General features: G+C 67.0%; 18 protein-coding genes. 11 read left to right on the top strand and 7 right to left on the bottom strand.

Annotated elements, in window-relative coordinates:
* Positions 1 to 22: 22 nt before the first annotated feature.
* From dnaA to mutM, 3 genes are all read right to left on the bottom strand, one after another.
* Positions 23 to 1,381 carry a chromosomal replication initiator protein DnaA gene (gene dnaA / locus ACRYLO_RS03710; RefSeq protein ID WP_482658929.1) on the bottom strand — a complete coding sequence of 453 codons (1,359 nt, stop codon included), beginning with the start codon at positions 1,379 to 1,381 and terminating at the stop codon, positions 23 to 25.
* 461 nt (positions 1,382 to 1,842) lie between these two features.
* Entirely contained in the window at positions 1,843 to 2,106 is a 264-nt protein-coding gene (gene rpsT / locus ACRYLO_RS03705) for a 30S ribosomal protein S20 (RefSeq protein ID WP_294018878.1), read from the bottom strand.
* 122 nt (positions 2,107 to 2,228) lie between these two features.
* Positions 2,229 to 3,041, bottom strand: coding sequence for a bifunctional DNA-formamidopyrimidine glycosylase/DNA-(apurinic or apyrimidinic site) lyase (mutM, locus tag ACRYLO_RS03700; RefSeq protein WP_482658928.1), 813 nt, complete (start codon positions 3,039 to 3,041; stop codon positions 2,229 to 2,231).
* Between the two features lie 55 nt (positions 3,042 to 3,096).
* Between mutM and ACRYLO_RS03695 the strand changes: the two genes are divergently transcribed.
* From ACRYLO_RS03695 to ACRYLO_RS03660, 8 genes are read left to right on the top strand one after another with little or no spacing between them, the layout of a single operon-like run.
* Positions 3,097 to 3,828, top strand: coding sequence for a class I SAM-dependent methyltransferase (locus ACRYLO_RS03695; RefSeq protein WP_482658927.1), 732 nt, complete (start codon positions 3,097 to 3,099; stop codon positions 3,826 to 3,828).
* Complete coding sequence (ubiB, locus tag ACRYLO_RS03690; RefSeq protein ID WP_482658926.1) at positions 3,825 to 5,357, top strand: 2-polyprenylphenol 6-hydroxylase; 1,533 nt, start codon at positions 3,825 to 3,827, stop codon at positions 5,355 to 5,357. The genes ACRYLO_RS03695 and ubiB overlap by 4 nt, the downstream gene beginning before the upstream one ends.
* A 27-nt stretch (positions 5,358 to 5,384) precedes the next feature.
* A complete protein-coding gene (locus ACRYLO_RS03685) occupies positions 5,385 to 6,497 on the top strand; it encodes a hypothetical protein (RefSeq protein ID WP_482658925.1) in 1,113 nt (370 codons plus the stop codon).
* Positions 6,498 to 6,506: 9 nt separating this feature from the next.
* The gene (gene coaBC / locus ACRYLO_RS03680) at positions 6,507 to 7,685 is read left to right on the top strand and encodes a bifunctional phosphopantothenoylcysteine decarboxylase/phosphopantothenate--cysteine ligase CoaBC (RefSeq protein WP_482658924.1); all 1,179 of its coding nucleotides are present in this window, start codon (positions 6,507 to 6,509) and stop codon (positions 7,683 to 7,685) included.
* Positions 7,675 to 8,472 (top strand): alpha/beta hydrolase family protein, encoded by a 798-nt coding sequence (locus ACRYLO_RS03675; protein ID WP_482658923.1) that lies wholly within the window; start codon positions 7,675 to 7,677, stop codon positions 8,470 to 8,472. The genes coaBC and ACRYLO_RS03675 overlap by 11 nt, the downstream gene beginning before the upstream one ends.
* The gene (dut, locus tag ACRYLO_RS03670; protein ID WP_482658922.1) at positions 8,472 to 8,918 is read left to right on the top strand and encodes a dUTP diphosphatase; all 447 of its coding nucleotides are present in this window, start codon (positions 8,472 to 8,474) and stop codon (positions 8,916 to 8,918) included. Before ACRYLO_RS03675 ends, dut begins: the two co-directional genes overlap by 1 nt.
* The gene (locus ACRYLO_RS03665; RefSeq protein WP_482658921.1) at positions 8,915 to 9,328 is read left to right on the top strand and encodes a hypothetical protein; all 414 of its coding nucleotides are present in this window, start codon (positions 8,915 to 8,917) and stop codon (positions 9,326 to 9,328) included. Before dut ends, ACRYLO_RS03665 begins: the two co-directional genes overlap by 4 nt.
* Positions 9,325 to 10,077, top strand: a complete 753-nt coding sequence (locus tag ACRYLO_RS03660) for a HesA/MoeB/ThiF family protein (protein ID WP_482658920.1) — start codon at positions 9,325 to 9,327, stop codon at positions 10,075 to 10,077. The genes ACRYLO_RS03665 and ACRYLO_RS03660 overlap by 4 nt, the downstream gene beginning before the upstream one ends.
* Before the next feature lie 148 nt (positions 10,078 to 10,225).
* On the opposite strand, the gene ACRYLO_RS03655 is transcribed toward ACRYLO_RS03660, so the two are convergent.
* Both ACRYLO_RS03655 and ACRYLO_RS03650 read right to left on the bottom strand, forming a co-directional pair.
* Positions 10,226 to 11,563, bottom strand: coding sequence for an amidohydrolase family protein (locus ACRYLO_RS03655; RefSeq protein WP_482658919.1), 1,338 nt, complete (start codon positions 11,561 to 11,563; stop codon positions 10,226 to 10,228).
* 48 nt (positions 11,564 to 11,611) lie between these two features.
* The gene (locus ACRYLO_RS03650) at positions 11,612 to 11,986 is read right to left on the bottom strand and encodes a DUF1244 domain-containing protein (RefSeq protein ID WP_482658918.1); all 375 of its coding nucleotides are present in this window, start codon (positions 11,984 to 11,986) and stop codon (positions 11,612 to 11,614) included.
* A gap of 75 nt (positions 11,987 to 12,061) precedes the next feature.
* Here ACRYLO_RS03650 and pyk point away from each other — a divergent pair, with 75 nt between their 5' ends.
* Positions 12,062 to 13,519 carry a pyruvate kinase gene (gene pyk, locus ACRYLO_RS03645; RefSeq protein WP_482658917.1) on the top strand — a complete coding sequence of 486 codons (1,458 nt, stop codon included), beginning with the start codon at positions 12,062 to 12,064 and terminating at the stop codon, positions 13,517 to 13,519.
* Here the strand turns inward: pyk and ACRYLO_RS03640 are convergent.
* Together ACRYLO_RS03640 and ykgO are read right to left on the bottom strand one after the other, a co-directional pair.
* Complete coding sequence (locus tag ACRYLO_RS03640; RefSeq protein ID WP_482658916.1) at positions 13,516 to 14,124, bottom strand: HAD family hydrolase; 609 nt, start codon at positions 14,122 to 14,124, stop codon at positions 13,516 to 13,518. The two genes, pyk and ACRYLO_RS03640, sit on opposite strands and share 4 nt — an antisense overlap.
* A gap of 23 nt (positions 14,125 to 14,147) precedes the next feature.
* On the bottom strand, positions 14,148 to 14,273 hold the full coding sequence (gene ykgO / locus ACRYLO_RS03635) for a type B 50S ribosomal protein L36 (RefSeq protein WP_066575973.1): 126 nt from the start codon (positions 14,271 to 14,273) through the stop codon (positions 14,148 to 14,150).
* Between the two features lie 165 nt (positions 14,274 to 14,438).
* On the opposite strand from ykgO, the gene ACRYLO_RS03630 reads away from it, so the two are divergent.
* Positions 14,439 to 15,038 (top strand): DUF4136 domain-containing protein, encoded by a 600-nt coding sequence (locus tag ACRYLO_RS03630; RefSeq protein ID WP_482658915.1) that lies wholly within the window; start codon positions 14,439 to 14,441, stop codon positions 15,036 to 15,038.
* Positions 15,035 to 16,153 (top strand): M14 family metallopeptidase, encoded by a 1,119-nt coding sequence (locus ACRYLO_RS03625; RefSeq protein ID WP_482658914.1) that lies wholly within the window; start codon positions 15,035 to 15,037, stop codon positions 16,151 to 16,153. The genes ACRYLO_RS03630 and ACRYLO_RS03625 overlap by 4 nt, the downstream gene beginning before the upstream one ends.
* Positions 16,154 to 16,155 lie beyond the last annotated feature (2 nt).

The raw sequence follows: 16,155 nt of genomic DNA, 5'->3' as shown, positions 1-16,155 counted from the left end.
CCCCCGCAGGGAGACGCAAGCTTCAGGCCTCTAACTGCCGCAACAGGCTGCGCACGGCGCCGTCAATCTCGCTGTCGGTGCCGCGCAGTTCCTCGATCCGGCGCACGGCGTGGATCACCGTCGAATGGTCGCGATTGCCGAACTTGCGGCCGATTTCGGGCAGCGAGCGCGTGGTCAGGCGCTTGGCGAGATACATCGCGATCTGGCGCGGGCGGGCGATCGCCACGGCGCGGCGCTGCGACACCAGGTCGAGCTGCTTGACGTCGAAATGCGACGACACCGCCTTCTGGATCTCGTCGATCGTCACGCGGCGCTGGCTGCCGCGCAGCGCTTCGCCGAGCACGCTTTCTGCAAATGCGATCGTCACGACCTCATTGTTGAGCTGCGAATAGGCGACGAGGCGATTGAGCGCGCCCTCCAGCTCGCGCACCGACGAGCTGATCCGCATGGCGAGCAGGTCGAGCACCTCGGACGGCACCGTGGCACCCGGCATATCCTCAAGCTTGCGGTCGAGAATCGTGCGGCGCAGGCCAAGCTCGGCGGGCTTGATATCGGCGGCAAGGCCGGAGCCGAGGCGCGAGGCAAGCCGGGTTTCGATCCCCTCCAGCGCCAGCGGGCTGCGATCGGCGGCGATCACCAGCCTTTTGCCCTCACGCATGAACTCGTCGACCGTGTGGAAGAACTCTTCCTGAGTCGATTCCTTGCCGGCGATGAACTGCAGGTCGTCGATCATCAGCAGATCGACGCCGCGCAGCCGTGCCTTGAAGCTGTAGGTATCGCGCTCGCGCACCGCACGGACGAACTCGAACATGAAGCGCTCGGCCGGCATGTAGATGGCGGTTGCGTCGGGGCAGGCGTTCATGAACGCATGGCCGATCGCGTGCATCAGGTGCGTCTTGCCCTGACCGGTATTGCTGTGAAGGTAGAGCGGGCTGAAGCGCGGCGTACCCGGCTCCGCCAGCGCCTTGGCGGCATTGAACGCCAGCCGGTTGGAGGTGTCGACCACGAACCGGTCGAACGTGAAGCGCGAATCGAGGTTGGGACGCTCGCCCGCTCCGGCCAGGGCCGAGGGCGCGGCGGGCGTCGCCGCGTCGACCACAGGGGCCGCAGCGGCAAGCTCACGATTCGCACGTGCATCGACCGTCTCGATCGAAACCGTGCGCACGCCCGGAAGCTGCGCACGGAATTCCATCACCAGCCGGTCAGCGTAATGATTCTTGACCCAGTTGGTCATGAAGGCGGACGGCAGGCCGAGGCGGACGGTTTCGGCGTCCTCGCCCGGGATCAGCACGATCGGCTTCAGCCACTGGTCGAACAGCCGCTGGCCTGCGGAAAGTCGCAGATTGCCTCGCACGCGTGTCCAGGCCTTGGCTTGATCCATCTTATCGTTGCCCCCGACTACACCATCGCGCGCGCAAACCGTGCGCACGCACCACCCCATCGCGAAAGCACAGCCTTCGCGTCCGAATTTTCGTTCAGGCAAAAGGATGCCGCAGGCGGAATCGCATCCGCTGCTGACCGGAACCCTCGCTGATCCCGCCGACGAGAACGCCGTGGCGGAAGTCCGTTTTAGGGACGCATTTCTGAGTCGATCAAGAGGGATGCATGTAAAGAATCTGAAATAAGTAGGGTTGACTCACTCAGAGCGGCGGAAAACCGTTATTCCTAAGACAAGTCACTGATTTAGATGACTTTAATCACATCATTACATTCGCGTTACGACGCGACTCATTGGGATTCCGCGATTCGTCGCCAGGATGCTTTGAGTGCCGCGCGTCGGCAAAAGAAAAACCCCGCCGGCGTCAAGCCGGCAGGGCCATGTTCTTGTCGCTGAAGCGCGGATCAGCCGAGCGCGGCGAGACGCTTGGTCAGACGCGAGAACTTGCGCGAGGCGGTGTTCTTGTGAACCACGCCCTTGGCGACGCCGCGTGCCAGCTCCGGCTGCATCGCCTTGAGCGCGGTTTCCGCAGCTGCCTTGTCACCGCTGGTCAGCGCGCTTTCGACCTTCTTGACGAAGGTGCGGATGCGGCCGACGCGGGCACCGTTGACTTCGGCGCGGCGTTCGTTGCGGCGGATGCGCTTCTTGGCTTGCGGCGTGTTCGCCATGAATCTTCGTTCCTGTTTTCAATGCGAAAAGAGGCGCGGATTTCCGTCCCACGCCTCGGGAAAGCGCGCCCCTTAGCGAGGGCGGGCGATTCGGTCAACCGGTAACGCCCGCCCGGGCCTTCTTACTTCTGGCATTTCGGGCACCAGAAGGTCGAGCGCCCGCCCTCGGCATAACGCGCGACGGTGCCGCCGCAATCGCACGGTTCGCCCTCACGGTCATAGACTTTGAACTGCTTCGAGAAATAGCCGAGCTCGCCATCGGGCTGGGCATAGTCGCGCAGGGTCGATCCGCCCGCTTCGATCGCCGATTCGAGCACGCCCCGGACAGCGGGAACCAACCGTTGAAGCTGTGGCCGGGTCAGCGACCCGCCGCTGCGCCTGGGCGAGATGCGCGATTCGTGGAGCGCCTCGCACACATAGATGTTGCCCAGGCCCGCGACGATGCGCTGGTCGAGCAGCAGCAGCTTGATCGAGGCGATGCGCCCGGCCAGCACCTGTCGCAGATGATCGACGGTGAAGTGCGGCCCGAGCGGCTCCGGCCCCAGCGCGGCGAAGGGCGGCCATGCGCCGACGTCGGCCGTCGGGACAAGATCGACCGAACCGAATCGCCGCGCATCGTTGAGCGCCAGCCGCCGCCCCGCCTCGGTCTCGATCACCAGATGATCGTGCGTCAGCAACTCGCCCGGATCGATTCGCCAGCGCCCCGACATGCCAAGGTGGAAGATCATCGTGTCGCCGCGATCGGTGTCGATCAGCCCATATTTGGCGCGACGCCCCAGCGCGGTGACGCTCGCGCCGGTCAGACGCTGCCCCAGATCGACCGGCATCGCCCGACGCAGATCGGGGCGGCGCAGCTGGACGCGCGCGATCCGCTGGCCGTGCAGGGCGGGGGTCAGTCCGCGGACCGTGGTTTCGACTTCGGGAAGCTCGGGCATTTTGTCCAGCTAAGCGGGCTTTGCCGCGCCCACAAGGGCGGCTAAGGGCTTGGCCATGACCGACACCGTCTCCTTTGGCTATGAAGAGGTTGCCCGCGACGAAAAGACCCGTCGCGTCGGCGGCGTCTTTTCCAGCGTGGCCTCGCGCTATGATCTCATGAACGACGCGATGTCGGGCGGTTTGCACCGTGTGTGGAAGGACGTCTTCGTCCGCCGCGTGAAGCCGCGCGAGGGCGAGGCGATTCTCGACATGGCCGGCGGCACCGGCGACATCGCATTCCGCATGGCCGAGCATGGCGCGGCGGTGACGGTCGCCGACATCAACCCGGACATGCTGGCCGTCGGGATCGAGCGCGCGGCCAAGCGCGGCATCGACGGTCTGGTGTGGAGCGAGGCGAACGCTGAGACGTTGCAATGGCCCGACCGGTTCTTCGACGCCTATACGATTGCCTTTGGCATTCGGAACGTCACCGACATCCCGGCCGCGCTGCGGGAAGCGCATCGCGTGCTGCGCCGGGGCGGGCGGTTCTTCGTGCTGGAGTTTTCGACGACGTTGTGGCCCGGATTCGCGGACATGTACGACGCCTATTCGCACCGGCTGGTGCCAAAGCTCGGCGAGCTGCTGGCGGGCGATGCCGACAGCTATCGCTATCTGGTCGAATCGATCCGGCGCTTTCCCGACATGCCGACGTTCGAGGCGATGATTAAAGACGCGGGTTTCGTGCAGACGCGGGTCGAACCGATGCTGGGCGGGCTGGTCGCCATTCATAGCGGCTGGAAGATTTGACCGCTCCCGTCGTCCATCTGTGGCGCCTCCTGAAATGGGGCCGCACGCTGGCGCGCCACGGCGCGCTGCGCGGGATCGAGCGTGACCGCAACACGCCCGCCCCGGTCCGCCGCCTGGCCCGCATCGCGCGGTTCGGCGCGCGCGTTCCCGAGGTTCCGGGCTATGCCGATGCGCTGCAGGCAATCGGCCCGGCCGCAATCAAGCTTGGCCAGACGCTCGCCACCCGCCCCGACCTGATCGGCGAAGCGGCGGCGCACGACCTGTTGCGCCTGCAGGATGCGCTGCCCCCGGTCCCCTTTGCGGTGATCCGCGCGGCGATGGAGAACAGCTTCGGGCGGCCGATCGAAGACCTGTTCCAGTCGGTCGAGGAGAAGCCGATCGGCGCCGCGTCGATCGCGCAGGTGCATCGCGCGATCACCACCGATGGCCGCCAGGTAGCGGTCAAGGTGCTGCGCCCCGGGATCGAAGCAGAATTCGCCCGCGCCATCGATACCTATGAATGGGCGGCGGCACAGGTCGAGGGGATGGGCGGCGAAGCATCGCGCCTGCGCCCGCGCCTGGTGATCGAAACCTTCAAGCGCTGGACCGCGCGCGAGCTGGACCTGCGGCGAGAGGCGGCGTCGGCGTCGGAGCTGGCCGAATCGATGGAGGCGGAGCCGGACTTCACGGTCCCGGCGATCGACTGGCAGCGCAGCACCGGCAAGGTCATGACGCTGGAGTGGATCAACGGCATCAAGCTATCGGACCGCGACGCGCTGATCGCCGCAGGGCATGATACCGAAAGGCTAGCGCATACGCTGGTCCGCGCCTTCCTGCGTCAGGCGATTTCGGAGGGGTTCTTCCACGCCGACATGCATCAGGGCAATTTGTTCGCTCTGCCCGGTGACCGGATCGCGGCGATCGATTTCGGCATCATGGGGCGGATCGACCGGCGCGCGCGGGTATGGCTGGCGGAGATCCTCTATGGCCTGATCACCGGCAATTACCGCCGCGTCGCCGAGATTCACTTCGAGGCGGGCTATGTTCCCGCGCACCATAATGTCGCCGAGTTCGCGACCGCATTGCGCGCGGTGGGTGAGCCGATGCGCGGCCTGGCGGTCAAGGACATGAGCGTCGGCATGATGCTCGACAGCCTGTTCAACATCACCCGCGATTTCGACATGCAGACCCAGCCGCATCTGTTGCTGCTGCAAAAGACGATGGTGATGGTCGAGGGCGTGGCGACGCGGCTGCACCCCGATATCAATCTGTGGGACAGCGCCGCGCCGTTCGTGCGCGAATGGATCCGCACCGAATTGGGGCCGGAGGCGTTTCTGGCCGATCGAATTTCGGAAGATCTGAAGACGCTCGCCCGCCTCCCCAAATTGATCCGCAACATCGAACGCCACTTCCCCGATCCCGGCGGCGCGCCCCCCGCCCCGCCGCTGCGCGAGATCGAAGTGGTGCGGGTCGGCGGTGGCTGGCGCTACGTCCTGGTCGCGCTGCTCGCTGGTGGAGCGGGCGTGGCGGCGACCTTGCTGCTCACCTGACCGGCGCGGCTGGATCAGAGGCACAGCATGGCGTCCCCACCCCCGATCTGGATGGCCGAACCGACCCGGTTCGCACGGCTGTCGCAGCGGTCGGCGCGGATCGTGGCGGCGGTGCTGGCGGTGCTGTTGCTCGGCGCGCTGGCCAGCCTGGCCGCTCCCGCGCCGCCGGCCGCAAGCGGCACCGGCAATAGCGCCGAGGACCAGCGCGACGTGCTGCTCTATGAAGAGATCGTCGATGCGATGCGCCATGGCGGCAGCTATTATGAGGTCGCGGTGACCGAACTGCGCGCGGGCCATTATCCGCTGCGCCCGTTCTTCACCGTGCGCCTGCCCGGGCTGGCGCGCGTTCAGGCGGCACTGCCCCAGCCGCTCGTAATCGCCCTGCTCTATGCGCTGGTCGTCGCGGTGCTTGCCGCATGGGCGATGCGATTTCGCACTGACTTTGCCCGCTGGCCGGGGCGGGCAGTGGCGATGACATTGCTGGCCGGCGGGCTCATGGCGTTCGTGCAGGCCGATCTATGGGCATTTCACGAGATCTGGGCCGGGCTGCTGATCGCGCTGGCGCTGGCGATCCGGCGGCCGGGGCGCTGGATCGAGGCAGTGGCGATTGCCCTGCTCGCGGCGCTGATCCGGGAGACCGCCGCGCTGATGCTCGTGGTGATGGCGGCGATGGCGTGGATCGAGGGGGAACGGCGCGAAGCGATGGGCTGGGCCGCCGCGCTCGGCATCCTGGCGCTGGCGCTGACAGCCCATGCCTGGGGCGTGGCGCAGCTGGTGGGCCCGCTCGATCCGCAATCGCCCGGCTGGAGCGGGATGCTGGGACCGGGATTTGCGCTGCATTCGGTGCGCGCGGCCACCGCGCTGGTGCTCGCCCCCGGCTGGCTGGCCGCGCTGCTGGTGGTGCTGGCGCTGTTCGGGTGGAGCGGGTGGCGCGATCCGCTGGCCCATCGCGTGCTGGCGGTGATGGCGGGCTATGGCGCAGTGCTTATGCTGTTTGCGCGGCCCGATACCTTTTACTGGGTGTTGCTGATCGCGCCGCTGTCGCTGGTGGGGCTAGCCTTTGCCCCCGATGCCCTGCGCGATCTGGCGCGGGCGGCGCGGGGCACGCGGCGGGTGGTCGTGACGCGAATGGATCGCTAGAGTCGGGTGATGAAACGCATCTTGTTGATCGTTGGCGGCGGTATCGCCGCGTACAAGGCGTGCGAACTGATCCGCCTGCTGCGCAAGGCGGGGCATCAAGTTACCTGTGTGCTGACGGCGGGCGGACAGCATTTCGTGACGCCGATGACGCTGGCGGCACTGTCGGAGAACCAGGTCTATACGACGCTGTGGGATCTGAAGGACGAGGCAGAGATGGGGCATATCCAGCTCAGCCGCGCCGCCGATCTGGTGGTCGTCGCGCCCGCCACCGCCGATCTGATGGCGAAGATGGCGGCGGGCATTGCCGATGATCTGGCCACCACCCTGCTCCTCGCCACCGACAAGCCGGTGCTCGCCGCGCCCGCGATGAATGTGCGGATGTGGCAGCACGCCGCGACCCGGCGCAATGTCGCGACGCTGCGCAGCGATGGCGTGACGGTGCTGGAGCCCGATGAAGGACCGATGGCGTGCGGCGAGTTCGGCCCCGGGCGCCTGCCCGAGCCGGAGGCCATCCTACGCGCGATCGAGGCTGCGCTGGCACCGTCATCGGGGCGGCTCGCGGGCAAGCATATCCTCGTTACCGCCGGACCGACGCATGAGCCGATCGATCCGGTGCGCTACATCGCCAACCGCTCTTCGGGGAAACAGGGCTTTGCGATTGCCGGCGCGCTCGCCGCGCTGGGCGCGCGGGTGACGCTGGTCGCCGGGCCGGTTGCGCTGCCGACGCCTGCGGGCGTGGACCGGGTCGATGTCGAGACCGCGCGGGAGATGGCGGCGGCGGTCGATGCCGCCCTGCCCGCCGATGCCGCCGTGATGGTCGCCGCCGTTGCCGACTGGCGCACGGGCAATGCGGCGGGGCAGAAGATCAAGAAGGGCGACGCGGCAGCACCCGCGCTGACGCTGGTCGAGAACCCCGATATTCTGGCTGGTCTCGCCCAAAGCGGGCAGCGTCCGCGCCTGGTGATCGGTTTCGCCGCCGAAACCGAACGGGTGATCGAACATGCGGTCGCAAAACGCACGCGCAAGGGTGCAGACTGGATCGTCGCCAATGATGTGTCGGGCGATGTGATGGGGGGCGAATCCAATCTTGTTCATCTGGTTACGGAATCGGGCGTCGAAAGCTGGGAGCGACTGGACAAGGCCGATGTCGCGCGCCGCCTGGCCGAACGGATTGCCGATGCGCTCTAAGCTTCCGCTGTTCCTGCTCCCGCTGCTGATCGCCGGGTGCGCGACCGATCGCGCGCAGACTCCCGCCACGCCGAAGCTGTTCACGCAAGGCTATGGCGCCTCGCCGCGCGCTGCGCCGACGCTGTATGTCGTTCTTCACGGCAATGGGCGCCGTTCCAAGATCGACACGAGCGCCTTTGCGAAGGCGCTGGCGGCAGTCGAGCCGGATAGCGGCGTCGTGCGCCTGCTGCGCCCCGGCTATGCCGATGGGGTCGGGGGCCAGTCGCCGGGCGTGCGCGGGGCAAGTCCGACCGATGATTTCAGCGCGGAGCGGATCACTGCGGTCGGCGACGCCATCGCCGCGCTGCGTCAGCGCTATCGCCGTGCCCGCGTGGTCGTGATCGGCGAAGCCGGTGGTGCGGTGGTAGCCGCCAACCTGGCCGGGCTGCGTCCCGACCTGATCGACGGCGTGGTGCTGGTATCCTGTCCCTGCGCCTTGCCCGAATGGCGCGCCTATCGTGCCAAGCGCGAGCCGAATATCCCGCACTGGCGGGACAAGCTGGTCAGCCTCGATCCGTTGCAGACCGCTGGCGGCATCCAGCCGGGACTGCGCGCGGCGATCCTGGTGGGCGGTACCGACGCCGATGTCCCCGCGCGCTTTTCCCGCGCCTATGCCGAGGCGTTGAGCCTGCGCGGCATTGCCACCGACTTCCGCATCATTCCCGGGCGCAGCGACCCGGTGCTGGACGATCCCCAGGTGATCGAGGCGGCCCGTCGCCTTGCCGCCGCATTGCCGAGGCGCAAATAATGGCCGCGCCGATCACCATCCGCCTGATGCGCCTGCCGCATGGCGACGGGCTGCCGCTGCCCGTTTATGCTACGGCCGGGGCGGCGGGGATGGATGTCGTCGCGGCGGAGGATCTGGTGCTTGACCCGGGCGCGCGCCATGCGGTCGCCACCGGCTTTGCCATTGCGATTCCGCCGGGATACGAGGTGCAGGTGCGCCCGCGCTCAGGCCTTGCGCTCAAGCATGGCATTACCTGCCTCAATACCCCCGGGACGATCGACGAGGATTATCGCGGCGAGGTTAAGGTGATCCTCGCCAATCTTGGCGACCAGCCCTTCACCATCGTGCGCGGAGAACGGATCGCGCAGCTTGTGCCGGCACCGGTGCAGCGCGCGCTGTTCGAGGAGGTCGCGGTGCTGGATGAGACCGACCGTGGCAGCGGTGGCTTTGGGTCGACCGGGCGGTGATCATCGCCGCACTCCTCGCGCTCGCCGGCGTGCAGGGCGATCCCGTGCGGGCACAGGACGCGCCCGAGCCGGCGGCGATCCACTGGGAGAGCCTGCCGACTTTGCCCTATCGCGAGGCGCCGAGCATGACCCCGGCAATGCACGAATGGGCCCGTCGGCAGGTGAGCGCGCGCAAATGCCGCGCGCGACGGCTGGTCGACGGACGCCCGGCGGTGCGGGTGGAAGTCGCGGTGCTGGTCGATGAATTTGGCGTGCGCACGACCATCCCGCGCGCGATCGGCTGTCCGACGATCGAGCAATATGCCGCAGGTCTGGTGGCGGGCTTTTCGCGCAACAACCTGACCCAGCGCACCGGTGCGGCGGGCAATGTCTGGTACCGCGCCACGGTGACCTTCGCCTGGCGGCCATGAGCTTTTCCGACCCCGAACTCGAACGCTATGCCCGTCACATCGTGCTGCCCGAAATTGGCGGCGCGGGTCAGGCGGCGCTGAAGGCCGCGCGGGTGCTGGTGGTGGGCGCTGGCGGGATCGGGTCGCCGGCGATCCAGTATCTGGCGGCGGCGGGGGTTGGGCAGATCACGATCGTGGATGACGATCGGGTCGATCTTTCAAATCTCCAGCGCCAGACGATCTTCGGCACGCAGGATGCCGGAAAGTCCAAGGCAATGGCCGCCCTGGCGAGGGCCGAAGCGCTCAATCCCCATATCAAAATCCGTGCTTGGCAGGTACGCCTCGATGGCAGCACGGCGGATGACAATGTTCGTGGCAACGACGTCATCCTCGACGGCACCGACAATTTCGAAACGCGCCTGCTGGTCGCCGACGCTGCGCTGCGTCATCGCGTGCCGCTGGTCAGCGCGGCGGTCGGGCGGTTCGAGGGGCAGCTTGGCGTGTTTCGCGGGTGGGAGGCGGACAAGCCCTGTTATCGCTGTTTCGTCGGTAACGACCCGGAAACCGCCGGGATCAACTGTTCGGAACAGGGCGTGCTCGGCGCGCTGACCGGGATCATGGGCAGCCTCGCCGCGCTCGAGGTGATCCGCGCGATCCATCCATTTGGGGAGGACAGCGCGGGCAAGCTGCTGCTTGCCGACACGCTGGCGCTGCGCTTCCGCACGCTGACCCTGCCTAAGGACCCCGGTTGCCCGGCCTGCGGGGGGTGATGATCCTCCCCCGCCAGGGGGAGGTGGCAGGCGCAGCCTGACGGAGGGGGAGGACGGCTGTGTCCTCACGCCTCTTGCCTCGGTGCTTCCTCCCCCTCCGTCGCCTTCGGAGCCACCTCCCCCTGGCGGGGGAGGATCATCATGGCTGCTATTCCGCCGGAAACGCTTGGCGCTTGCCGCCAGCCTTGTGCACCACGCCCTGGCGCATGACGAACTCGACCTGCTCCATCCGCTTGATGTCGTCGAGCGGGTTGCCAGCGACCGCGATGATATCGGCCTGCTTGCCCGGTGCGATCGATCCGATGCTGTCCGCGCGGCCCAGCGCCTGGGCGGCATTGAGCGTTGCCGTCTTGAGCGCCATCGCCGGGGTCATCCCAGCCCGCACCATCATCGAAAATTCCTGCGCATTGTCGCCGTGGCGCGACACGCCGCTGTCGGTGCCGAATGCGACCTTCACCCCCGCCGCATAGGCCTTGCTGTGGCTGGCAAAGGCGGCGGCGGCCGCTTCCTCAGCCTTGGGGATCACGGCGGGCGGCAACAGCCCCTTGCGCGCCTGTTCCAGCGCGGCGGCAGGCGCCATCATCGTCGGGACCAGCCAGCTGCCGTTCTTCTTCATCAGCGCGATCGCCTCGTCATCGAGGAACGACCCGTGATCGACGGTGTCCACCCCGGCCGCGACCGCCGCCTTGGTCCCCGCAGCAGCGTGGCTGTGCGTCGCGACCTTGCGGCCCAGGCCGTGCGCGGTGTCGATGATCGCCTTCATCTCCGCATCGGTCATCGCGCGACCAAGCCCGCCTGACACATTCGAGAGCACGCCACCGGTCGACATATATTTGATGACCTGCGCACCCAATGCGATCTGCTGGCGTACCGCGCGGGTGCAATCTTCTGGGCCGTCACAGGTGTTGATCTGGTGCTTGTGAATCGCGTCGGCGAACACTTCCGCGACGCCGTTGGTGCCGTCGGCATGCCCGCCTGAGACCGAGATCGAATTGCCCGCATTGACGATGGTCGGCCCGGCAATATCCCCGCGCTCGACGCCTTCACGCAGCGCCCGCATCCCGCGCGCGCTCCCGCCCAGATCGCGTACGGTGGTGAAGCCGGCCTCCAGCGTCACCCGCGCGTTGGCGACCGCGTGCATCATGTCATCGGCATCGTCGCGATTGAGCGCGGTCAGCCGGTCGCGCAGCGGATCGCCGCCGATCCCCCATAAATGGACGTGCATGTCGATCAGGCCGGGCATCACGAACCGGTCCTTGAGATCGATCAGCTCGGCCCCGCCCTCGGGCGCGACGAAGCCGTCCCGGATTTCCACCACCTTCCCGTCCCGCACGACGACCGTGCTCGGCCCGCGCGGTGCGTCGCCCGGATTGGCGAGCAGCGTGCCGGCGTGGATGAACTTCACCTTGGCCGGGGCGCTGGTCTGCGCTGCCAGCGGCGTGGCTCCAGCGAGCAGAGCGATGGCGACTGCGGCGATTCGGCGCATGAAACTCTCCCTGTTTTCCGCAGCCTAGGCGGCAACAGGGGAGACTGGCTAGCCCCCGCGCTGGGTGATCGTCGGCGGGTCGCTGGCGGGGAAGCTGTCGTCGAGTTCGGCGTCCAGCTCGGCCTCCTGCTTGTTGCGCGCGATGCTCGCCTCCATCCGGGCAATCTGCTCGGGCGTCGCCTCACTTTGGTGCTGCGTCTTCCAGGTCGCATAGGGCATGCCATAGACCGCCTCACGCGCGGCATCGCGGTCGAGTTCGCCGCCGCTCGCTTCGCTCACCCAGTCGGCCAGGCAGTTGCGACAAAAGCCGGCGAGACCCATCAGTTCGATATTTTCAGCATCGGTGCGGTGGCGTAGATGGCGGACGAGGCGGCGAAACGCCTGCGCGGCAGTCCGGTCGTCGATGCTGTCCAACGTTGTCATATTCGCGCCTCCACGGTTGAATAGTGTGCATTTGGCGTTAGGGACCGGCACGGGCAAGAGATGGAGAGTTCGGCGATGACGAAGGCAATGGCACCGCGGTCGCGCAAGGTGCGCGTTCTGGCGACGCTCGGCCCCGCCAGCAACACGCCCGAGATGATTGCGGCACTCCACGCCGCCGGTGCCGATGCCTTTCGCATCAATATGAGCCATGGCGACCAGGAGTCGAAGGTTCCGGTGATCGCGGCGATCCGCGCGCTGGAAAAGACCACCGGCCGCCCGACCACGATCCTGGCCGATCTGCAGGGGCCGAAGCTGCGCGTCGGCAAATTTGCCGAGGGCAAGGTGACGCTGGCGACCGGCGCGACCTTCCGCCTCGACCGCGACAAGACGCCGGGCGACGCGACGCGCGTCGAACTGCCCCACCGCGAGATTTTCGAGGCCGTGACCGAGGGCGCGCGCCTGCTGCTTGACGATGGCAAGATGGTGCTGCGCGTGTTCGGCTATGGCGATGGCTGGATCGACACGCGTGTCGAGGTCGGCGGGGTGCTGTCGAACTCCAAGGGGCTGAACGTCCCCGACATGGTCCTGCCGCTCGCCGCACTGACCGAAAAGGATCGCAGCGACCTGGCCTTTGCCGTCGCGCAGCAGGTCGACTGGATTGCGCTGTCGTTCGTGCAGCGGCCCGAAGATCTGGCCGAGGCGCGCCGCCTGATCGGCCCTGGCGGCCCGGCGCTGCTCGCCAAGATCGAGAAGCCGAGCGCGGTGGCGCGGCTCGATGAAATCGTCGAGGCGTGCGACGGCGTGATGGTCGCGCGCGGCGATCTGGGCGTTGAACTGCCGCCGCAGAATTTGCCCCCGATGCAGAAGCGGATCGTCGAAACCTCGCGCCGCATGGGCCGCCCGGTGATCGTCGCGACGCAGATGCTCGAATCGATGATCACCTCGCCCTCCCCCACCCGCGCCGAAGTGTCGGACGTGGCGACGGCGGTCTATGACGGCGCCGACGCGATCATGCTGTCGGCGGAAAGCGCGGCGGGCCAGTGGCCGATCGAATCGGTGGCGATGATGGACGCCATCGCCGACTCCGTGGAACGCGATCCCGCGCATGGCGACCGCGTGCATTTCACCGTGATGCGGCCCGATCCCACCACCGCCGACGCGCTGGCCGAGGCGGCCAAGACGATTGCAGCGAATGTGTCGGCGAGCGCAATCATCTGCTTCACCATGTCGGGCTCGACCGCCCGCCGCATCGCGCGCGAACGCCCGTCGGTACCGATCCTGGTGCTGACCCCCAAGGCGGAGACAGCGCGGCGCATGGGCCTGCTGTGGGGCACGCATGCGGTCCATACCCGCGATGTCGATTCGTTCGAGGACATGGTCGCCAAGGCCAAGCGCATGGCGCTGCGCCAGGGGATCGCCAAGGGCGGCGACCGGGTGGTCGTGTGCGCCGGCGTCCCGTTCGGCACGCCGGGATCGACCAACGTGCTGCACGTGGTGACGCTGGTCGGCGATGAGCTGAAGGGGCGGAGTTAAGCGGGCAACAGGCCCGCTGCGACCAGTTCGCGCCGGGCGTCCGCTTCCTGCGCGAATAGCACCGACCGTATCCCCAGCGCCCGCGCCCCGGCGACATTCGCAGCATTGTCGTCGATGAACACCGCCTCTTCCGGCTCCAGTCCGAAGCGGGCGAGCGCGAGGTGGTAGATGGCGGGATCGGGCTTCACCAGCTTTTCGTCGCCCGACACGACGACATCGCGGAAGCGGTCGAACAGGTCGCTCCATTCGGCGCGGAAAGGTGGCCAGAATTCGTGGCTGAAATTGGTGATCGCGAACAGCGGCACGCCCGCCGCATCAAGCTGCGCGACCAGTTCGTGCATGCCCGGCACCGGCCCGCCGACGCTTTCGTTGAAGCGCGGGCCCCAGGCGGCGATTAGCTCTGCATGTTCGGGGAAGCGCGCGATCAATTCGGCCGAGGTATCGGCGAAGTCGCGCCCGGCATCATGCTGGAAATGCCACTCCAGCGTGACGACATCGCGCACAAACGCGTCGAGCGCCCGATCGTCACCGATCAGGCGCTCGTACAAGAACCGCGGATGCCAGGTGAAGAGGACGTTGCCGATATCGAAGATAACGGCGCGCACGGCCCTCTCGCCCTGCGCAGGGATCAGCCCTGGCGGGCCTTGAAGCGACGCTGGGTCTTGTTGATGACGTACACGCGACCGCGACGACGGATCACGCGGTTGTCGCGGTGACGCCCCTTGAGCGACTTCAGGCTGTTCACGATCTTCATGACCGATTCTCTACTATCTTGAATTATGGCGGGTGCCGGAAAAGAGGCGCTCGCCTAGTCGGGACAGGCCGACAAGTCAAGGAAAGCTTGGCAACGGAACCACCATCCCCGTAACGATGTTGAACCGTTAAGCCGTGGCGTGTGCACGGCAGGAGGATGTGTCCGATGAAGACCCGTGCAATGCTTGCCCTCGCTTTCTCCGCCGCCGCTTTGGCCGGCTGTTCGACCACCATGGGTGGCGGATCCGCCCCGGTCGATGTGACCCGATACCATCTGTCGCAGCCGATTCCCGCCGGCACGCTCGCGGTGCAGCCGGTGAGCGGTGGCACCGCCGGGCCGGAGGCACAGCTTTATCTCGACGCGGTCGCAGCGACGATGGGTGGGATGGGCTTCGCCGCCGCCACTGATTCGGCGAAGGCCGACTATCTCGCCACGGTCGATTTCCGGCGCACCGATCGCGGCCAGGTCCGTACCCGTCCGCCGGTAACGATCGGCATCGGCGGCGGCAGCTATGGCGGCGGTGTCGGGGTCGGCGCTGGCGGCAGCGTCGGCATCGGGAGCAAGACCAAGACCATCTACGCATCCGAGCTTGCCGTCCAGTTGCGCCGTCGTGGCGACAATACAGTCATCTGGGAGGGCAAGGCGATGACCGAGACGCTGGGCGCTAGCGATGGCACGCAACCTGCGGACACGGCCACCAAGCTGTCAAATGCCCTGTTCAAGGGCTTTCCCGGCCAGTCGGGGATCACTATCACGGTCAAATGACCATTCATCTCAATGCTGCGTTCGACAGCGGCAATATTCGCCTGATCGACATCGACGGGGACACCGTCGATGTCGAGATCGTTGCCGACCACCAGTCCGATTTCTTCCAGTGGTTCCACTTCCGCGTCGCGGGGGCGAAGGGGCGGACGCTGACCTTTCGCATCGTCAATGCGGGCAAGGCGGCCTATGCGTTCGGCTGGCCGGGCTATCGCGCGCGCGTCAGCACCGATCGCGACACCTGGCGCCTGACCGATGGCAGCTATGCCAACGGCGTCTTCAGCTTCACCCACAGCTTCGACAGCGATGTCGCGTGGTTCGCCTATTTCGCGCCCTACAGCATGGAGCGCCACGCCGACCTGATCGCGCGCATGGCGGCCATGCCCGGCGTGACGCATCGCGAGCTGGGCCAGACGCTCGATGGGCGCGCGATGGACCTACTGACGCTCGGCACCGGGCCGAAGCAGGTGTGGCTCTATGCCCGCCAGCATCCCGGCGAATCCATGGCGGAATGGTGGGCTGAGGGCGCGCTGGAAAAGCTGACCGATCCCGACGACGCGACCGCGCAGGCGCTGCGGGCGAAGGCGACGTTCCATATCGTCCCCAACATGAACCCGGACGGCAGCTTTCGCGGCCATCTGCGCACCAATGCCGCTGGCGTGAACCTCAACCGCGAATGGCATGCCCCGACGCTGGAGCAGAGCCCCGAAGTCTTCCTTGTTCGCGCGGCGATGTACGAAACCGGGGTCGATTTCGCGATGGATGTCCATGGCGACGAGGCGATCCCGGCGAACTTCCTGGCGGGGTTCGAGGGAATCCCCAGCTGGACCGACGCGCTGGGCGAGAAATATTACGCGTTCGGCCGCCGCCTCGCCGCCGCAACCCCGCTGTTCCAGCTCGAAAAGGGCTATGACAAGTCCGCGCCGGGCCGGGCGAACCTGTCGATGTCGACCAACCAGCTCGCTGAACGTTTTGGCGCTGTGTCGATGACGCTGGAAATGCCATTCAAGGACCATGACCCAAGCCCCGATGCGGAATATGGCTGGTCGCCGGAACGGTGCAAAGCGCTGGCGCATGCGTGCCTCGACACGCTGGCGGGGATGATTGACGAACTCTAAGG

Source organism: Sphingomonas sp. SDUR79 (assembly GCF_056821745.1).
Note: the sequence above shows the minus strand (reverse complement) of the source record. Positions and strands in the feature narration are given on the sequence as shown.

Bases quoted from the DNA above. Each gene is read 5' to 3' on its own strand.
- dnaA (WP_482658929.1), bottom strand. From the start codon at position 1,381: ATGGATCAAGCCAAGGCCTGGACACGCGTGCGAGGCAATCTGCGACTT.
- rpsT (WP_294018878.1), bottom strand. From the start codon at position 2,106: ATGGCGAACACGCCGCAAGCCAAGAAGCGCATCCGCCGCAACGAACGC.
- mutM (WP_482658928.1), bottom strand. From the start codon at position 3,041: ATGCCCGAGCTTCCCGAAGTCGAAACCACGGTCCGCGGACTGACCCCC.
- ACRYLO_RS03695 (WP_482658927.1), top strand. From the start codon at position 3,097: ATGACCGACACCGTCTCCTTTGGCTATGAAGAGGTTGCCCGCGACGAA.
- ACRYLO_RS03685 (WP_482658925.1), top strand. From the start codon at position 5,385: ATGGCGTCCCCACCCCCGATCTGGATGGCCGAACCGACCCGGTTCGCA.
- coaBC (WP_482658924.1), top strand. From the start codon at position 6,507: ATGAAACGCATCTTGTTGATCGTTGGCGGCGGTATCGCCGCGTACAAG.
- ACRYLO_RS03675 (WP_482658923.1), top strand. From the start codon at position 7,675: ATGCGCTCTAAGCTTCCGCTGTTCCTGCTCCCGCTGCTGATCGCCGGG.
- dut (WP_482658922.1), top strand. From the start codon at position 8,472: ATGGCCGCGCCGATCACCATCCGCCTGATGCGCCTGCCGCATGGCGAC.
- ACRYLO_RS03660 (WP_482658920.1), top strand. From the start codon at position 9,325: ATGAGCTTTTCCGACCCCGAACTCGAACGCTATGCCCGTCACATCGTG.
- ACRYLO_RS03655 (WP_482658919.1), bottom strand. From the start codon at position 11,563: ATGCGCCGAATCGCCGCAGTCGCCATCGCTCTGCTCGCTGGAGCCACG.
- ACRYLO_RS03650 (WP_482658918.1), bottom strand. From the start codon at position 11,986: ATGACAACGTTGGACAGCATCGACGACCGGACTGCCGCGCAGGCGTTT.
- pyk (WP_482658917.1), top strand. From the start codon at position 12,062: ATGACGAAGGCAATGGCACCGCGGTCGCGCAAGGTGCGCGTTCTGGCG.
- ykgO (WP_066575973.1), bottom strand. From the start codon at position 14,273: ATGAAGATCGTGAACAGCCTGAAGTCGCTCAAGGGGCGTCACCGCGAC.
- ACRYLO_RS03630 (WP_482658915.1), top strand. From the start codon at position 14,439: ATGAAGACCCGTGCAATGCTTGCCCTCGCTTTCTCCGCCGCCGCTTTG.
- ACRYLO_RS03625 (WP_482658914.1), top strand. From the start codon at position 15,035: ATGACCATTCATCTCAATGCTGCGTTCGACAGCGGCAATATTCGCCTG.